Source organism: Burkholderia seminalis (assembly GCF_001718535.1).
Taxonomy (GTDB): domain Bacteria; phylum Pseudomonadota; class Gammaproteobacteria; order Burkholderiales; family Burkholderiaceae; genus Burkholderia; species Burkholderia seminalis.
Map to the genome: position 1 here is coordinate 2,517,587 of NZ_CP013398.1, position 15,076 is coordinate 2,532,662.

At 65.5% G+C, this 15,076-nt stretch carries 15 protein-coding genes and 1 tRNA gene; 3 read left to right on the forward strand and 13 right to left on the reverse strand.

From position 1 onward, the window contains the following. Positions 1-77: 77 nt before the first annotated feature. From nuoF to WJ12_RS11440, 13 genes are all read right to left on the reverse strand, one after another. Positions 78-1,388, reverse strand: coding sequence for an NADH-quinone oxidoreductase subunit NuoF (nuoF, locus tag WJ12_RS11380; RefSeq protein WP_006478267.1), 1,311 nt, complete (start codon positions 1,386-1,388; stop codon positions 78-80). After that, a complete protein-coding gene (gene nuoE, locus WJ12_RS11385) occupies positions 1,385-1,870 on the reverse strand; it encodes an NADH-quinone oxidoreductase subunit NuoE (RefSeq protein WP_006756903.1) in 486 nt (161 codons plus the stop codon). The genes nuoF and nuoE overlap by 4 nt, the downstream gene beginning before the upstream one ends. A gap of 173 nt (positions 1,871-2,043) precedes the next feature. Continuing rightward, positions 2,044-3,297, reverse strand: coding sequence for an NADH-quinone oxidoreductase subunit D (locus tag WJ12_RS11390; RefSeq protein ID WP_034190805.1), 1,254 nt, complete (start codon positions 3,295-3,297; stop codon positions 2,044-2,046). A 9-nt stretch (positions 3,298-3,306) separates the two neighbouring features. Continuing rightward, on the reverse strand, positions 3,307-3,909 hold the full coding sequence (locus tag WJ12_RS11395) for an NADH-quinone oxidoreductase subunit C (RefSeq protein WP_034190804.1): 603 nt from the start codon (positions 3,907-3,909) through the stop codon (positions 3,307-3,309). A gap of 21 nt (positions 3,910-3,930) precedes the next feature. Further along, a complete protein-coding gene (locus WJ12_RS11400; RefSeq protein WP_006398799.1) occupies positions 3,931-4,410 on the reverse strand; it encodes a NuoB/complex I 20 kDa subunit family protein in 480 nt (159 codons plus the stop codon). Positions 4,411-4,472: 62 nt separating this feature from the next. Next, complete coding sequence (locus tag WJ12_RS11405) at positions 4,473-4,832, reverse strand: NADH-quinone oxidoreductase subunit A (protein ID WP_006398798.1); 360 nt, start codon at positions 4,830-4,832, stop codon at positions 4,473-4,475. Between the two features lie 153 nt (positions 4,833-4,985). Continuing rightward, positions 4,986-5,070: transfer RNA gene (locus WJ12_RS11410), tRNA-Leu, on the reverse strand. Between the two features lie 111 nt (positions 5,071-5,181). Next, positions 5,182-5,556: a preprotein translocase subunit SecG gene (secG, locus tag WJ12_RS11415; RefSeq protein ID WP_034190803.1), complete on the reverse strand. Its 375-nt coding sequence runs from the start codon at positions 5,554-5,556 to the stop codon at positions 5,182-5,184. 72 nt (positions 5,557-5,628) lie between these two features. Then, positions 5,629-6,384: a triose-phosphate isomerase gene (gene tpiA, locus WJ12_RS11420; RefSeq protein ID WP_059558100.1), complete on the reverse strand. Its 756-nt coding sequence runs from the start codon at positions 6,382-6,384 to the stop codon at positions 5,629-5,631. Between the two features lie 141 nt (positions 6,385-6,525). After that, on the reverse strand, positions 6,526-7,545 hold the full coding sequence (locus WJ12_RS11425; protein WP_034190801.1) for an NAD(P)H-quinone oxidoreductase: 1,020 nt from the start codon (positions 7,543-7,545) through the stop codon (positions 6,526-6,528). Between the two features lie 148 nt (positions 7,546-7,693). After that, on the reverse strand, positions 7,694-9,841 hold the full coding sequence (pnp, locus tag WJ12_RS11430; protein WP_059558205.1) for a polyribonucleotide nucleotidyltransferase: 2,148 nt from the start codon (positions 9,839-9,841) through the stop codon (positions 7,694-7,696). A 290-nt stretch (positions 9,842-10,131) separates the two neighbouring features. After that, positions 10,132-10,401, reverse strand: a complete 270-nt coding sequence (rpsO, locus tag WJ12_RS11435; protein ID WP_006398792.1) for a 30S ribosomal protein S15 — start codon at positions 10,399-10,401, stop codon at positions 10,132-10,134. A 107-nt stretch (positions 10,402-10,508) separates the two neighbouring features. Next, positions 10,509-11,768 (reverse strand): branched-chain amino acid ABC transporter substrate-binding protein, encoded by a 1,260-nt coding sequence (locus WJ12_RS11440; RefSeq protein ID WP_059558102.1) that lies wholly within the window; start codon positions 11,766-11,768, stop codon positions 10,509-10,511. A 168-nt stretch (positions 11,769-11,936) separates the two neighbouring features. On the opposite strand from WJ12_RS11440, the gene WJ12_RS11445 reads away from it, so the two are divergent. The 3 genes from WJ12_RS11445 to WJ12_RS11455 all read left to right on the forward strand — a co-directional run bounded on the left by WJ12_RS11445 (position 11,937) and on the right by WJ12_RS11455 (position 15,064). Further along, entirely contained in the window at positions 11,937-12,449 is a 513-nt protein-coding gene (locus tag WJ12_RS11445) for a hypothetical protein (RefSeq protein ID WP_034190799.1), read from the forward strand. A 383-nt stretch (positions 12,450-12,832) separates the two neighbouring features. Continuing rightward, complete coding sequence (locus tag WJ12_RS11450; protein ID WP_059558104.1) at positions 12,833-13,474, forward strand: carbonic anhydrase; 642 nt, start codon at positions 12,833-12,835, stop codon at positions 13,472-13,474. 39 nt (positions 13,475-13,513) lie between these two features. Then, positions 13,514-15,064: a SulP family inorganic anion transporter gene (locus tag WJ12_RS11455; RefSeq protein ID WP_069245677.1), complete on the forward strand. Its 1,551-nt coding sequence runs from the start codon at positions 13,514-13,516 to the stop codon at positions 15,062-15,064. Positions 15,065-15,076 lie beyond the last annotated feature (12 nt).

A 15,076-nucleotide genomic window follows, 5' to 3' on the forward strand; every position in this document is an offset into this window, starting at 1 on the left:
TGAATGGTCCTTAACCTATTTCCGCCCGTTCGCGCCTTGGCCCGACCGTGCGCTCAAATTCCGCAACCGGGTTCGCTTCAGGCCGCCGCCGCGTGCGCGTGGCCGCCGACCATGCAGTGCTTGTGCTCGACGTGGTACGCGAATTCGTCCCAGTAGTGCTTGAGCATCCCGCGTACCGGCATCGCCGCCGCATCGCCGAGCGCACAGATCGTGCGGCCCATGATGTTCTCGGCCACCGAGTTCAGCAGGTCCAGATCTTCCTGGCGGCCTTCGCCGTGCTCGATACGGTTCACGACGCGATACAGCCAGCCGGTGCCTTCACGGCACGGCGTGCACTGGCCGCACGATTCCTCGTAGTAGAAGTACGACAGGCGCAGCAGCGAGCGCACCATGCAGCGCGTCTCGTCCATCACGATCACCGCGCCGGAACCGAGCATCGAGCCCGCCTTCGCGATCGAATCGTAGTCGAGATCCGTCTGCATCATGATGTCGCCCGGGATCACCGGCGCCGACGAGCCGCCCGGAATCACGGCCTTGATCTTCTTGCCGCCGCGCATCCCGCCGGCGAGCTCCATCAGCGTCGCGAACGGCGTGCCGAGCGGCACTTCGTAGTTGCCCGGACGCTCGACGTCGCCCGACACCGAGAAGATCTTCGTGCCGCCGTTGTTCGGCTTGCCGATCTCGAGGTAGTTCTGCGGCCCGATGGACAGCAGGAACGGCACCGCGGCGAACGTCTCGGTGTTGTTGATCGTGGTCGGCTTGCCGTACACGCCGAAGCTCGCCGGGAACGGCGGCTTGAAGCGAGGCTGGCCCTTCTTGCCTTCGAGCGATTCGAGCAGCGCCGTTTCCTCGCCGCAGATGTACGCGCCGTAACCGTGGTGCGCGTGCAGCTGGAACGAGAATTCCGAGCCCATGATGTTGTCGCCGAGGAACCCGGCCGCGCGCGCTTCGTCGAGCGCGGCTTCGAAGCGTCGATACACTTCGAAGATTTCGCCGTGGATGTAGTTGTAGCCGACGGTGATGCCCATCGCGTACGCGCCGATGGCCATGCCTTCGATCAGCGCGTGCGGGTTCCAGCGCAGGATGTCGCGATCCTTGAACGTGCCCGGCTCGCCTTCGTCCGAGTTGCAGACGAGGTACTTCTGCCCCGGGAACTGGCGCGGCATGAAGCTCCACTTCAGGCCGGTCGGGAAGCCCGCACCGCCGCGGCCGCGCAGGCCCGACGCCTTCACGTCGGCGATCACCTGCTCGGGCGGAATCTTTTCTTCGAGAATGCGGCGCAGCTGCTTGTAGCCGCCGCGCGCGACGTAATCTTCGAGATGCCAGTTCTCGCCGTTCAGACCAGCGAGGATCAGCGGTTTGATGTGACGGTCGTGGAGGGACGTCATTTCGAGAGCTCCTCAAGCAGCTGGTCGATCTTCTCGCGGCTCATGAAGCTGCACATTCTGTGATTGTTCACCAGCAGCACCGGCGCATCGCCGCACGAGCCCATGCATTCGCCTTCCTTCAGCGTGAACTTGCCGTCGGGCGTCGTCTCGCCGAAGCCGATGCCGAGCTTCTGTTTCAGGTAGTCGGCAGTCGCTTCCGCGCCGCCGTGCGGGCCGAGCTGGCACGGCAGGTTCGTACAGAGCGTGATCTTGTGCTTGCCGACCGGGTTGAGCTCGTACATCGTGTAGAACGTCGCGACTTCCTGCACGGCAACGGCCGGCATGCCGAGATAGTCCGCGACGAACTGCATCAGTTCGGGCGACAGCCAGCCGTGCTCTTCCTGAGCAACGGCCAACGCCGACATCACGGCGGACTGTTTCTGATCGGCGGGATACTTCGTCAACGCTCGATCGATTTCCTTCAGGCCTTCAGCTGAGATCATTTTCAGACACGACTCTTTCAATTCCTACCGAACGAACAACCTGCCGCACACTGGGGTGCATGGACGGCAGACCTGGCGCTCACTCTGTTGACAGCTTGCGAAGCCGCGCCGGTTCAGCGCGCATCGCGTGTGACTTACTGCTTCGCCGCCCGCTCGTGCGGGCGGCGCAACCATTAGCGATCGATCTCGCCGAACACGATGTCCTGCGTACCGATGATCGTGACGGCGTCGGCGATCATGTGACCGCGCGCCATTTCGTCGAGCGACGCCAGGTGCGCGAAACCCGGCGCGCGAATCTTGAGGCGATACGGCTTGTTGGCGCCGTCCGACACGAGGTAGATGCCGAATTCACCCTTCGGATGCTCGACCGCCGCGTACGCTTCGCCTTCCGGCACATGGAAACCTTCGGTGAAGAGCTTGAAGTGGTGAATCAAGTCTTCCATGTTGGTCTTCATGCCGACGCGCGACGGCGGGGCAACCTTGTGATTGTCCGTCATCACCGGGCCCGGATTCTTGCGGAGCCACTCAATACACTGTTTCGCGATGCGGATCGACTGGCGCATTTCCTCGACGCGCACCAGATAGCGGTCGTAGCAATCGCCGTTCACGCCGACCGGCACGTCGAAATCCATGCGATCGTACACTTCGTACGGCTGCTTCTTGCGCAGATCCCAGGCGATACCCGAGCCGCGCAGCATCGGGCCCGTCAGGCCCATCTGCAGCGCACGTTCCGGGCTGACCACGCCGATCCCGACCAGACGCTGCTTCCAGATCCGGTTGTCGGTGAGCAGCGTTTCGTATTCGTCGACGCACTTCGGGAAGCGCGTGAAGAAGTCGTCGATGAAGTCGAGCACCGAGCCGCTGCGCGCTTCGTTCATCTTCGCGAGCGCCTTCTCGTTGCGAATCTTCGACGCCTTGTATTGCGGCATCACGTCAGGCAGGTCGCGGTAGACGCCGCCCGGACGGTAGTACGCCGCATGCATCCGGGCGCCGGACACCGCTTCGTACACGTCCATCAGGTCTTCGCGTTCGCGGAAGGCGTACAGGAACACGGCCATCGCGCCGACGTCGAGCGCATGCGCGCCGATCCACATCAGGTGGTTCAGCACGCGCGTGATCTCGTCGAACAGCACGCGGATGTACTGCGCGCGCTCCGGCACTTCAATGCCGAGCAGCTTCTCGATCGCGAGCACGTAGCCGTGCTCGTTGACCATCATCGACACGTAGTCGAGACGGTCCATGTACGGCACGGACTGGATGAAGGTCTTGGATTCCGCGAGCTTTTCCGTCGCGCGGTGCAGCAGGCCGATGTGCGGATCGGCACGCTGGATGACTTCGCCGTCGAGCTCGAGCACGAGGCGCAGCACGCCGTGCGCTGCCGGGTGCTGCGGGCCGAAGTTGAGCGTGTAGTTCTTGATTTCTGCCATGACGCCCCCTTAATGTTTCAGACCGCCATAGCGATCCTCGCGGATCACGCGCGGCGTGATTTCGCGCGGCTCGATCGTCACCGGCTGGTACACGACCCGCTTCTCTTCCGGGTCGTAACGCATTTCGACGTAGCCCGACACCGGGAAGTCCTTGCGGAACGGGTGGCCGATGAAGCCGTAGTCGGTGAGGATGCGGCGCAGGTCGGGGTGGCCTTCGAACACGATGCCATACAGGTCGAACGCTTCGCGCTCGTACCAGTTCGCGGAGGTCCAGGTGTCGACCAGCGATGCCACGATCGGCAGGTCGTCGTCCGGCGCGAATACGCGCAGGCGCAGGCGCCAGTTGTTCGTGACCGACAGCAGGTGCGACACGGCCGCGAAGCGCGGGCCGTCGTAGGCACCGTCGCCGAAGGTCTGGTAATCGACACCGCAGAGGTCGAGCAACTGCTCGAATCGGAGCTTCGGATCGTCGCGCAGCGTCTTTGCGACTTCGAGGTAATCGCTCGCCTTCACGACGAGCGTCAGTTCACCGATCGCTTCGGTGAGGCTCACCACGCGCGCGCCGAGCGCGGCTTCGAGGTTTGCCTTGAGGGTCTCGATTTTGCTTGCCATATTGAGGGGACGCTCGGGGCTTTATTGACGGGCAATGGTGTTGGTGCGACGGATCTTCGCCTGAAGCTGGATCACGCCGTAGACCAACGCCTCGGCCGTGGGCGGACAGCCCGGCACGTAGACGTCGACCGGCACGATCCGGTCGCAGCCGCGAACCACCGAATACGAGTAGTGGTAATAACCACCGCCGTTCGCGCACGACCCCATCGAGATCACCCAGCGCGGCTCGGCCATCTGGTCGTACACGCGGCGCAGCGCGGGCGCCATCTTGTTGCAGAGCGTGCCGGCGACGATCATCACGTCCGACTGACGCGGACTCGGACGGAACACGACGCCGAACCGGTCCAGGTCATAACGGGCCGCGCCCGCATGCATCATCTCGACGGCGCAACACGCGAGCCCGAACGTCATCGGCCACAGCGAGCCGGTACGCGTCCAGTTGATCAGCTTGTCAGCCGTCGTGGTGACAAACCCTTCCTTCAAGACCCCTTCGATACTCATTTGCTTTCCACTCCAGACGAGCGACCGAGCGTGGCCGCCCATGCAAACCGGCGATTAACCCATCACTCCCAGTCGAGCCCGCCTTTCTTCCAGATATAGGCAAAGCCCAGCAGGAATTCGAGCAGAAAAATCATCATTGCGATGAAACCCGGCCAGCCGATGTCCCGGAGCGCGACGCCCCACGGGAACAGGAATGCGGTTTCGAGATCGAAGATGATGAACAGGATGGCGACGAGGTAATACCGGACGTCGAATTTCATCCGGGCGTCTTCAAAGGCTTCGAAGCCGCACTCGTATGGTGCGTTCTTCTCGACGTCCGGCTTGTTGGGACCCAGGAGCTTGCCGATGCTGACCAGCGCTATACCTAAACCAGTGCCCACGAGAAGGAACAACAAGACGGGGTAATAGGCTGCGAGGTTCAAGGCAATCCTCTATCGGTTGGTTCTGAGCGTCCGGAGAATACCACTTCCGGCGGAAGGAATCATTTCGGAGTGCAGGCGATCGCAAGACAACCGCAAGCACACCCCAGAAATGAAAAATGCCAGCCACTAGAAGCGGCTGGCATTGAGTAACTTTGGTGCCGACGGCGAGACTCGAACTCGCACAGCTTTCGCCACTACCCCCTCAAGATAGCGTGTCTACCAATTTCACCACGTCGGCACTGCATGCAACTCGGGTTGTGCTGCTTGTTTCCCGCGAATCGCTTCAAGAATTAAATTCTAACCCGAGTTCCAGATTTGTTCAACGCACAACCGCAAAAAAATTAACTTTTTATTTCGGGACATCCTGGCCCGGCGCGCTTGCCGCCGAGCCCGCGACGGCCGCGGATGCCGCGACGGCCGGCGTCGATGCTGCAGGTGCCGGCGCGGTCGCTGCCGAGCCGAGCACGCCGGCCGACGGCGTCGATTTGTACGAACCGAGATACGTCAGCGCGAGCGTCGCGACGAAGAAAATCGTCGCGAGGATGCCCGTCGTGCGCGACAGGAAGTTCGCCGAGCCCGTCGCACCGAACAGGCTGCCCGACGCGCCGCTGCCGAACGCGGCGCCCATGTCGGCACCCTTGCCGTGCTGCAGCAGCACGAGACCAATCACACCGAGTGCAGACAGTACCTGCACCACAATAATCAGCGTCTTGAATAACAGCATCACACCCACCCGATTGGATCGGGCGACCGGACCGTCCGGCCGCCGTCATGGTTCAATTCGATCTCGGACCGCTTATCGCGCGGCCCGGCAGATCGCCAGGAAATCTTCCGCCTTCAGCGACGCGCCGCCGATCAGGCCGCCGTCGATGTCCGGCTGCGCGAACAGCTCTTCCGCGTTGTCCGGCTTCACGCTGCCGCCGTACAGCACGGAGACGTCCTCCGCCCCCTTCGCCGCGAGACGCGCGCGCAGGAACGCGTGCACGTCCTGCGCCTGCGCCGACGTCGCGCTCCTGCCCGTGCCGATCGCCCAGACCGGTTCGTACGCGACGACGATGCGTGCGGCCTCGTCAGCCGTCAGCACGGCCAGCACCGCGTCGAGCTGCGCACCGACGACCTGCTCGGTCGCGCCCGATTCGCGCTCGTCGAGCGTCTCGCCGACGCACACGACCGGCGTGAGCCCGGCTGCGAGCGCGCGCTGCGTCTTCGCCGCGACCGTCTCGTTGCTTTCGCCGTGATACGCGCGACGCTCCGAGTGACCGACGATCGCATAACGCGCGCCGAACTCGGCGACCATCGCGGCCGCCACTTCGCCGGTGAACGCGCCCTGTTCGTGCGCGGACACGTCCTGCGCGCCGAAGACGACACGACCGTCACCCAGCTGCGCCTGAACCTGCGCGAGATACGGGAACGGCACGCACACGCCGACCGACGTATCGGCCGCCACCGCGCCCGCGCCCTGCACCACTTCGTTCAGCAACGCCTGGTTGCCGGCCAGCCGGCCGTGCATCTTCCAGTTGCCGATCACCCGCTTAGTTCTCTGTTTCGACATCGTGTCTGTCTCGTCACCGCTGTGTCATTGACGCGCCGGAAACCGGCCGTCAGGTTTGATCTGGCGAAGCAAACCCGCGATTTTACTGCGCACGGCTTGAACCGGTCAAACCGCGCATGTCAAGTCCGGCCACGCGGGCCGTCAGGCGTTCGTACCCCAATCGAGCACGATCTTGCCGGTGTGCTCGCTGCTTTCCATCAGCGCATGCGCCTGCGCGGCGTCCGCGGCCGGCAACACGCGGTAGATCACCGGCTTGATGCGCCCGTCGGCTATCAGCGGCCACACGCGCGCCTTCAGTTGCGCGGCGATGCGCGCCTTGAACTCGACCGGACGCGGGCGCAGCGTCGAACCCGTGACGGTCAGCCGGCGGCGCAGGATCTCGCTCAGGTTGACGTCGGCCTTCGCGCCGCCGAGCAGCGCGATCAGCACGAGACGGCCGCCGTCCGCGAGCGCGGACAGCTCGCGTGGCACGTACGAGCCCGCCACCATGTCGAGGATCACGTCGACGCCACGATCGTGCGTCAGCGACTTCACGACCTCGACGAAATCCTCGGTCTTGTAGTTGATCGCGCGTTCGGCGCCGAGCGCCTCGCACGCGCGGCACTTGTCGGCGGTGCCAGCCGTCGCGAACACGCGAAAGCCGAGCGCGTGCGCGATCTGGATCGCCGTCACGCCGATGCCGCTCGAGCCGCCCTGCACGAGCAGCGTCTCCTGCTCGCCGCCCTCGCCCGCGCCGAGCCGCGCACGGTCGAACACGTTGCTCCACACGGTGAAGAACGTCTCGGGCAGCGACGCGGCCTCGATATCGGTGAGCCCGTCAGGCACCGGCAGGCACTGCGGCAGCGGCGCGACCGCGTATTCGGCATAACCACCGCCCGCGAGCAACGCGCACACGCGATCGCCCAGCTTCAGGCCGAACGGGTTCAGCGCGGCATCGGACAGGTCGCCGCCGACGATCTCGCCCGCCACCTCGAGGCCCGGCAGATCCGACGCCCCCGGCGGCGGCGCATAGCCGCCCTTGCGCTGGAACACGTCGGGCCGGTTCACGCCGGAAGCCGCCACCTTGATCAGCACCTCGCCGCGCTTCGGTTCGGGGCGCGGGCGCTCCGCGAGCTTCAGCACGTCGGGGGCGCCGAATTCGGTGATTTCGATGGCTTTCATGGTGAAGGAGGCTCCAGGATCGGAATCGGATGGCCCGCCCGCGCACGCGGCTCGGACGCCTTGCCGGCGCTGCTGCGCCGCACAACGATGCTACAGAAAAAACGGCCGGCACGCTTTCGCACTGCCGGCCGCTGGTCCGCCCGTCCGCTTACTGCTGCGGCGGCGTATCCGACTGCGCTGCCGCAGCGGCTTCGTTCAGCAGCGCCTTGGCCGACAGGCGCACACGGCCCTTCTCGTCCGTCTGAATGACCTTGACCTTGACCTGCTGACCTTCCTTCAGGTAGTCGTTGATGTCCTTCACACGCTCGTTGACGATTTCCGAGATGTGCAGCAGGCCGTCCTTGCCCGGCAGCAGGTTCACGATCGCGCCGAAATCGAGCAGCTTGAGCACCGTGCCTTCGTACACCTGGCCGACTTCGATCTCGGCCGTGATTTGCTCGATGCGCTTCTTCGCTTCGGCCATGCCTTCGCTGCTGGTGCTCGCGATCGTCACGACGCCGTCATCCGAGATGTCGATGGTCGTGCCCGTTTCTTCCGTCAGCGCGCGGATCACCGAACCGCCCTTGCCGATCACGTCGCGGATCTTTTCCGGGTTGATCTTGATCGTGATCATGCGCGGCGCGAATTCCGACAGCTGCGTGTTCGCCCCCGAGACCGCCGAGGTCATCTTGCCGAGGATGTGCATGCGGCCTTCCTTCGCCTGCGCGAGCGCGACCTGCATGATTTCCTTCGTGATGCCCTGGATCTTGATGTCCATCTGCAGCGCCGTCACGCCTTGTTCCGTGCCGGCCACCTTGAAGTCCATGTCGCCGAGGTGATCTTCGTCGCCGAGGATGTCGGTCAGCACCGCGAACTTGTTGCCTTCGAGGATCAGGCCCATCGCGATACCCGCGACGTGCGCCTTCATCGGCACGCCGGCGTCCATCAGCGCGAGGCAGCCGCCGCACACCGACGCCATCGACGACGAACCGTTCGACTCGGTGATTTCCGACACGACGCGGATCGAGTAGCCGAATTCGTCGGCGCTCGGCAGGCACTTGACCAGCGCGCGCTTCGCGAGGCGGCCGTGGCCGATTTCGCGGCGCTTCGGCGAGCCGACGCGGCCCGTTTCGCCGGTGGCGAACGGGGGCATGTTGTAGTGGAGCATGAAGCGCTCGCGGTATTCGCCTTCGAGCGCGTCGATGATCTGCTCGTCACCCTTCGTGCCGAGCGTCGCGACGACCAGCGCCTGCGTCTCGCCGCGGGTGAACAGCGCGGAGCCGTGGGTGCGCGGCAGCACGCCGGTGCGGATTTCGATCGGGCGCACGGTGCGCGTGTCGCGGCCGTCGATACGCGGCTCGCCGTTCAGGATCTGCGAACGGACGATCTTTGCCTCGATGTCGAACAGCACGTTGCCGACGGTGGCCTTGTCGGCCGCAGCCGTACCGGCCGCCAGCGCTTCTTCCTCGAGCTTCGCCGAGGTGGCCGAGTAGACTTCCTTCAGCTTCGCCGAACGCGCTTGCTTGTCGCGGAGCTGGTAGGCGGCGAGCAGGTCGTTCTGCGCCAGTTCGGTCACGCGGGCGATCAGCGCCTCGTTCTTCGGCGCCGGCTGCCAGTCCCACTCGGGCTTGCCGCCTTCGCGCACCAGTTCGTGGATCGCGTCGATCGCGACCTGCATCTGCTCGTGACCGAACACGACCGCGCCCAGCATCACTTCTTCCGACAGCTGGTCGGCTTCCGATTCGACCATCAGCACGGCGCGCTCGGTACCCGCGACGACGAGGTCGAGGCTCGATGCCTTGATCTGGTCACGCGTCGGGTTCAGCACGTACGCATTGTCGATGTACGCCACGCGTGCGGCACCGACCGGGCCGTTGAACGGCAGGCCCGACACGGCGAGCGCGGCCGATGCGCCGATCAGCGCGGGGATGTCCGCCGGGATTTCCGGGTTCACGGACAGCACGTGGATCACGACCTGGACTTCGTTGTAGAAGCCTTCCGGGAACAGCGGGCGCAGCGGGCGGTCGATCAGGCGCGACGTCAACGTCTCATGCTCCGACGGACGGCCTTCGCGGCGGAAGAAGCCGCCCGGGATCTTGCCGGCCGAGTAGGTCTTCTCGAGGTAATCGACGGTCAGCGGGAAGAAATCCTGGCCCGGCTTCGCCGACTTCGCGCCGACGACGGTTGCCAGCACGACGGTGTCTTCGACGTCGACGATCACCGCACCGCTCGCCTGGCGAGCGACTTCACCGGTTTCGAGGCGCACCTTGTGCTGGCCCCACTGGAATTCCTTCACGACCTTGTTGAACATGGACATGGTTGCTCCTTTGTATTCATGCATTTCATTCGCCGCGCCGGCCATCCGGCACGGCGGCGTCTCGACCGAATCACCCGGAGCAAGGTGTGTTTTTTATGCCATTCCAGCGCGGCGCTCGTGCAGCAGCGCGCTGGAATGACACAAATCCTGCCCCGGAATCAGTCGTTGCGGCGGCCCCGCACGAACGTGCCGGACAGCCTGCGATGCGCGTGACGCTACGCACCGCGCAAAAACAAAATGCCTGTATCAGCGGACTGACACAGGCATCTTGCTGGCGGCAATCGCCTCGATTACTTACGCAGACCCAGCTTCTCGATCAGTGCGCGGTAACGGTCGGCATCCTTGCCCTTGAGGTAGTCGAGCAGCTTGCGGCGGCGGCTCACCATGCGCAGCAGGCCGCGGCGGCTGTGGTGATCCTTCGCGTGGGTCTTGAAGTGACCCGTCAGTTCGACGATACGTGCGGTCAGCAGTGCGACCTGGACTTCGGGCGACCCCGTGTCGTTGGTACCGCGGGCGAACTGAGCAACAACTTCCGACTTCTTGATATCTGCAACAGACATGTGATTTCCTTTCTAACTGAACAGGCGGACACGGAAGAATGGCCGTGCCGTGACTTACAACCGGCGGGCATTGTAGCACAACTCCCCGCCGTTCTTACCGCCTCCTGTCACGGACGCGTCATCGAGCACGCCGACGGCATCTCCGTGCGCTGCGCCGGCACCGCCAGCACCGTCCGGAAGCCATAACCCGACCCCTCGTTGTCGAAGCGCACGCCCGGCGCGCCGGCCTTGTCCATCTCCATCACGTAAAGGGGCTGGATCAGCTGGTGATCCTGCGCGCGCATCCGCGACGCATGAAAACCGTCGTCGAACGACAGGCCCTCGAGCGACCGCGCGACCGCGACGGGGTCGGCCGACCTCGCCCGGTTCATCGCCGCGGCCAGCATCTCGATCATCAGGCTCATGCGCCGCACCGGATAGTCGTCCTGCGCGGCCGGGAAACGGGTCCGGAACGCGCGGTAGAACGCGTCGGATTTCGCGCCGCCCGCATTCGGGTGCCAGTCGGCCACGGCCACGACGCGCCCGACGCCGGCATCGCCAAGGGCGGCCGGCGCACCGAGGCTGTTGCCGTAGAACGTATAGAACTTCGCGTTCAGCCCCTGCTCGCGCGCCGCCTTCACGAGCAGCGTGAGGTCGTTGCCCCAGTTGCCGGTCACGACGGCATCCGCGCCGCTCGCGCGGATTTTCGCGATGTACGGCGAGAAATCCTTGATCCGGCCGATCGGGTGGAATTCGTCGCCGGCGATCGTCACGTCCGGGCGCCGCGCGGCCAGCGCCTGCCGCGCGAGCGTGCTGACGTCGTGACCGAAGCTGTAGTCCTGGTTCAGCAGGTAGACCTTGCGCAGCGCGCGGTCGCGCGCCATCACGTCCGCGAGCGCGGCCATCCGCATCCCCGCGTGCGCGTCGAAGCGGAAATGCCAGAAGCTGCAGCGCGCGCCGGTGAGCGCCGGATCGTCGGCCGAATAGTTCAGGAACAGCATCCGGTTGTCGGGGTCGCGCGCGTTCAGCTTGTCGAGCGCCGCGACCAGCGCGGCCGCGACGGCCGAGCTGTTGCCCTGCGCAACGAAGCCGATATGGCGGTCCGCGGCCGCGCGCAGTTGCACGAGCGCCTCCTCCGGGCTGCCCTTGCTGTCGAGCACGACGAGTTCGAGCGGGTGTGCGCCGTCGCGCAACTTCACGCCGCCCGCCGCGTTGACCTGCTCGACGCCGAAGCGCAGGTTGCGCTCGACCGCCGCGCCCGCGTTCGCGAACGGGCCCGACATCCCTTCGATCAGCGCGATCCGCACCGGCTCGCCGCCGGCGAACGCGGACGCAGCCAGCACCCATCCTGCGCTCAACGCGAGCGCGTACCGCTTCCACCCCTGCATCGGCCACCTGCCCTTCGATTTGCCCGAGAAGCGCGGATCATAGGCCGGCGCGCCCGCCGCCCGCAAGCCTCGCCGCGCCGCCGATCCGCACCGATTTTTTCCGCGCGATGCACCGGCACGCGCCGTCCGTGATACAACGGGGCCTGTTTCCGTGTTCTGGAGGATCCCATGCGCATTCGCATTCCCGCGCGCCTGCCGGTGCTGGTCGCCGGCGCCGCGGCACTGCTGGCCGGTTGCGCGCAACCGTGGCAGCAATACCAGGCCGGCCAGGACGAATCGGCGATCGTCGCGCGCATGGGCCCGCCGCGCGAGATCTACGACCTGCCCGGCGGCGGCAAGCGGCTGATGTGGCCGACCCAGCCGATGGGCGAAATCACGATCGCGGCCGACGTCGACGCGGCCCACAAGATCGTCAACGTGCGCCAGGTGCTGCAGCCGAGCGAGTTCTATCGCGCGGAGATCGGCAAGTGGACGAAGACCGACGTGCTCGTCAATTTCGGACGCCCGGTCGAGACGTCCTACTTCCCGCTGATGAAGCGCGAGGTATGGACGTACCGGTATCTCGAGGACAACGTCTGGTACATGATGTACAGCTTCTATTTCGATCCGCAGGGCATCCTGCGCATCACGCAGAAAACACCGGACCCGATGCACGATCCCGATCGTCGCAACCTGTTCTGACCGATTACGCATTTACGCGCAATTTTCACCATGGCCATTCACGAATTATTGCGTGAATGGCCATTTCGTTTTTTCCGATCCGCTATTTAATTCACGGAATATGACGGAAAACTTTTCCGGTCGATGACATCCCGATGACAATCCGCTGAACGCCCCGTCATGCGGCCGTCTGCGCGGATACTGTCATGCCCGATGCCTGTCGTGCGTCGGGTTGGTGCAAGCAATGCACTGCGCCAAATCAATTTGAAACAATTTGTTTCAATGCCCCCGGAATGCTAGGGCATACCCCTAATATCAGTCGAAATCCAACCTTTCAATTTAGAAAGAATGGGGTTGCGTCATTTCGATCGATATTGATTTGCCTTTATTACAAAGGAGTCCTCATGAATCGCCCCAAGAGCATGCTGGTTGCCAACATTGCCTGGGCCCGCGAGACGCGTGAACACACGCCCGGTTTCTTCGACACGCTCGCGCGCGGCCAGAACCCGCGCGTGCTGTGGATCGGCTGCGCCGACAGCCGCGTGCCGGCCGAAACCATCACGCACTGCGCGCCCGGCGAACTGTTCGTCCATCGCAACATCGCGAACCTGTTCCATCCCGACGACGACAACTCCGCCAGCGTGCTCGAGTACGCGGTGCGGGTGCTGAAGGTCGACCACGTGATCGTGTGCGGGCACTACGGCTGCGGCGGCGTGCGCGCATCGCTGCTGCCGCCGCCGGCCGACCTGCCGCACGTCGCGCGCCGCATCGCGCCGCTCTGCGCGCTCGCGCGGCGCCATCGCGACACGCTCGACGGCCTCGACGACACGGCCGCCGCCGACCGCCTCGCCGAACTGAACGTCCTCGAACAGGTGCGGCTGCTGCGCGCATCGCCGATCGTGCGCGGCCGCGAACGGCCGCCGCTCGTGCATGGCTGGATCTTCTCGCTCGCCGACGGTCGCCTGCTGGAGCTCGATTCCGGCTACGCGGCCCCGCCCGTCGACGTCGAACCCGCGCTGGCCACGACCGCCGCCGCGCTCGGCTGATTCATCCCCCGCCCCAACGCCCACGAAAACGCCCCAACCATGAAACTGAACGAGCGCCTCTCCACCCTGCCGCGCGACATCGTCGCCGGCATCGTCGTTTTCCTCGTCGCGCTGCCGCTCTGTCTCGGCATCGCCAACGCCTCCGGCGTCGAGCCGTTCGCCGGGCTCGTGTCCGGCATCGTCGGCGGCATCGTCGTCGCGCTGCTGAGCGGCTCGTCGCTGTCCGTCAGCGGGCCGGCCGCCGGCCTCGTCGTGATCGTCGTCGAAGGGATCGCGCAACTCGGCAGCTTCTCCGCGTTCCTGCTCGCGGTGCTGCTGTCCGGCGTGCTGCAGTTCGGGTTCGGCATGCTGCGCGCCGGCCGCTTCGCCGCCTACGTGCCGTCGCCCGTCATCAAGGGCATGCTCGCCGCAATCGGCCTGCTGCTGATTGTGAAGCAGATGCCGTTCGCGTTCGGCATCGGCGGCTCGGCCGCGCAATCGTTTGCGAATTGGCCGAGCCTGCCGGTCGCCTGGGCCGCCACGGCCATCGCGCTCGCGTCGCTCGCGCTGCTGATCGCCTGGGACACGCCCGCGCTGCGCCGCTTCGCGCTGGTGCGCGCGGTGCCCGCGCCGCTCGCGGTCGTCGTGCTCGGGATCGGCGCGACGCTCGTGCTGGGCTTCGTCGCGCCGGCCGTTGCGCCGGGCGCGGCCCATCGCGTGACGCTGCCCGAGCTCGGATCGTTCGCGGCGTTCGCGGCCTCGCTCAAGCACGCGGAGCTCGGCCCGAACTTCGCGCAGCTCGTCAATCCGGACGTGTGGCGCGTCGCGATCACGCTCGCGGTCGTCGCGAGCCTCGAGACGCTGCTGAGCCTCGAAGCGGTCGAGCAGATCGACCCGAAGCGCCGGCCGACCCAGCCCGATCGCGAGCTGAAGGCGCAGGGCGTCGGCAATCTCGTCGCGGGCGCGGTCGGCGGACTGCCGATCACGTCGGTGATCGTGCGCAGCTCGGTGAACGTCAACGCGGGCGCGCAAAGCCGGATGTCGGCCATCGTCCACGGGATGCTGCTGCTCGCGAGCGTGTTCGCGCTCACCGGCCTCATCAACCTGATCCCGCTCGCGAGCCTGGCCGCGATCCTGATCCATACGGGCTTCAAGCTCGCGAAGCCGGCGCTGTTCCGTTCGGTGATGAAGCAAGGGCCGGCCGCCTTCGTGCCGTTCGCGGCGACGATCGTCGGCGTGCTCGCGGTCGACCTGCTGTTCGGCATCGCGCTCGGCCTCGCGTGCAGCGTGCTGGCCGTCGCGGTCGCGAACCTGAAGAGCCCCGTCACGCTCGCGCAGCACGACGACCACTTCCTGCTGTCGTTCCGCAAGGACGTGTCGTTCCTCGGCAAGGTGCAGGTCAAGCACCACCTGCGGCACATTCCGGATCGCGCGGCCGTGATCATCGACGCGACGCGCGCCGACTACATCGATCACGACGTGCTCGAACTGCTCGACGCGTTCGTCGCCGACGCGCCGCGGCGCGGGATCGCGGTCGAGTTCCGCCGGCGCAGCCCGGCGCCGCGCCCCGCCGCGCGCCGCTGGCTGTTCCGCGCCCCCGCGGCCGAATGAGCGGCCGATGAA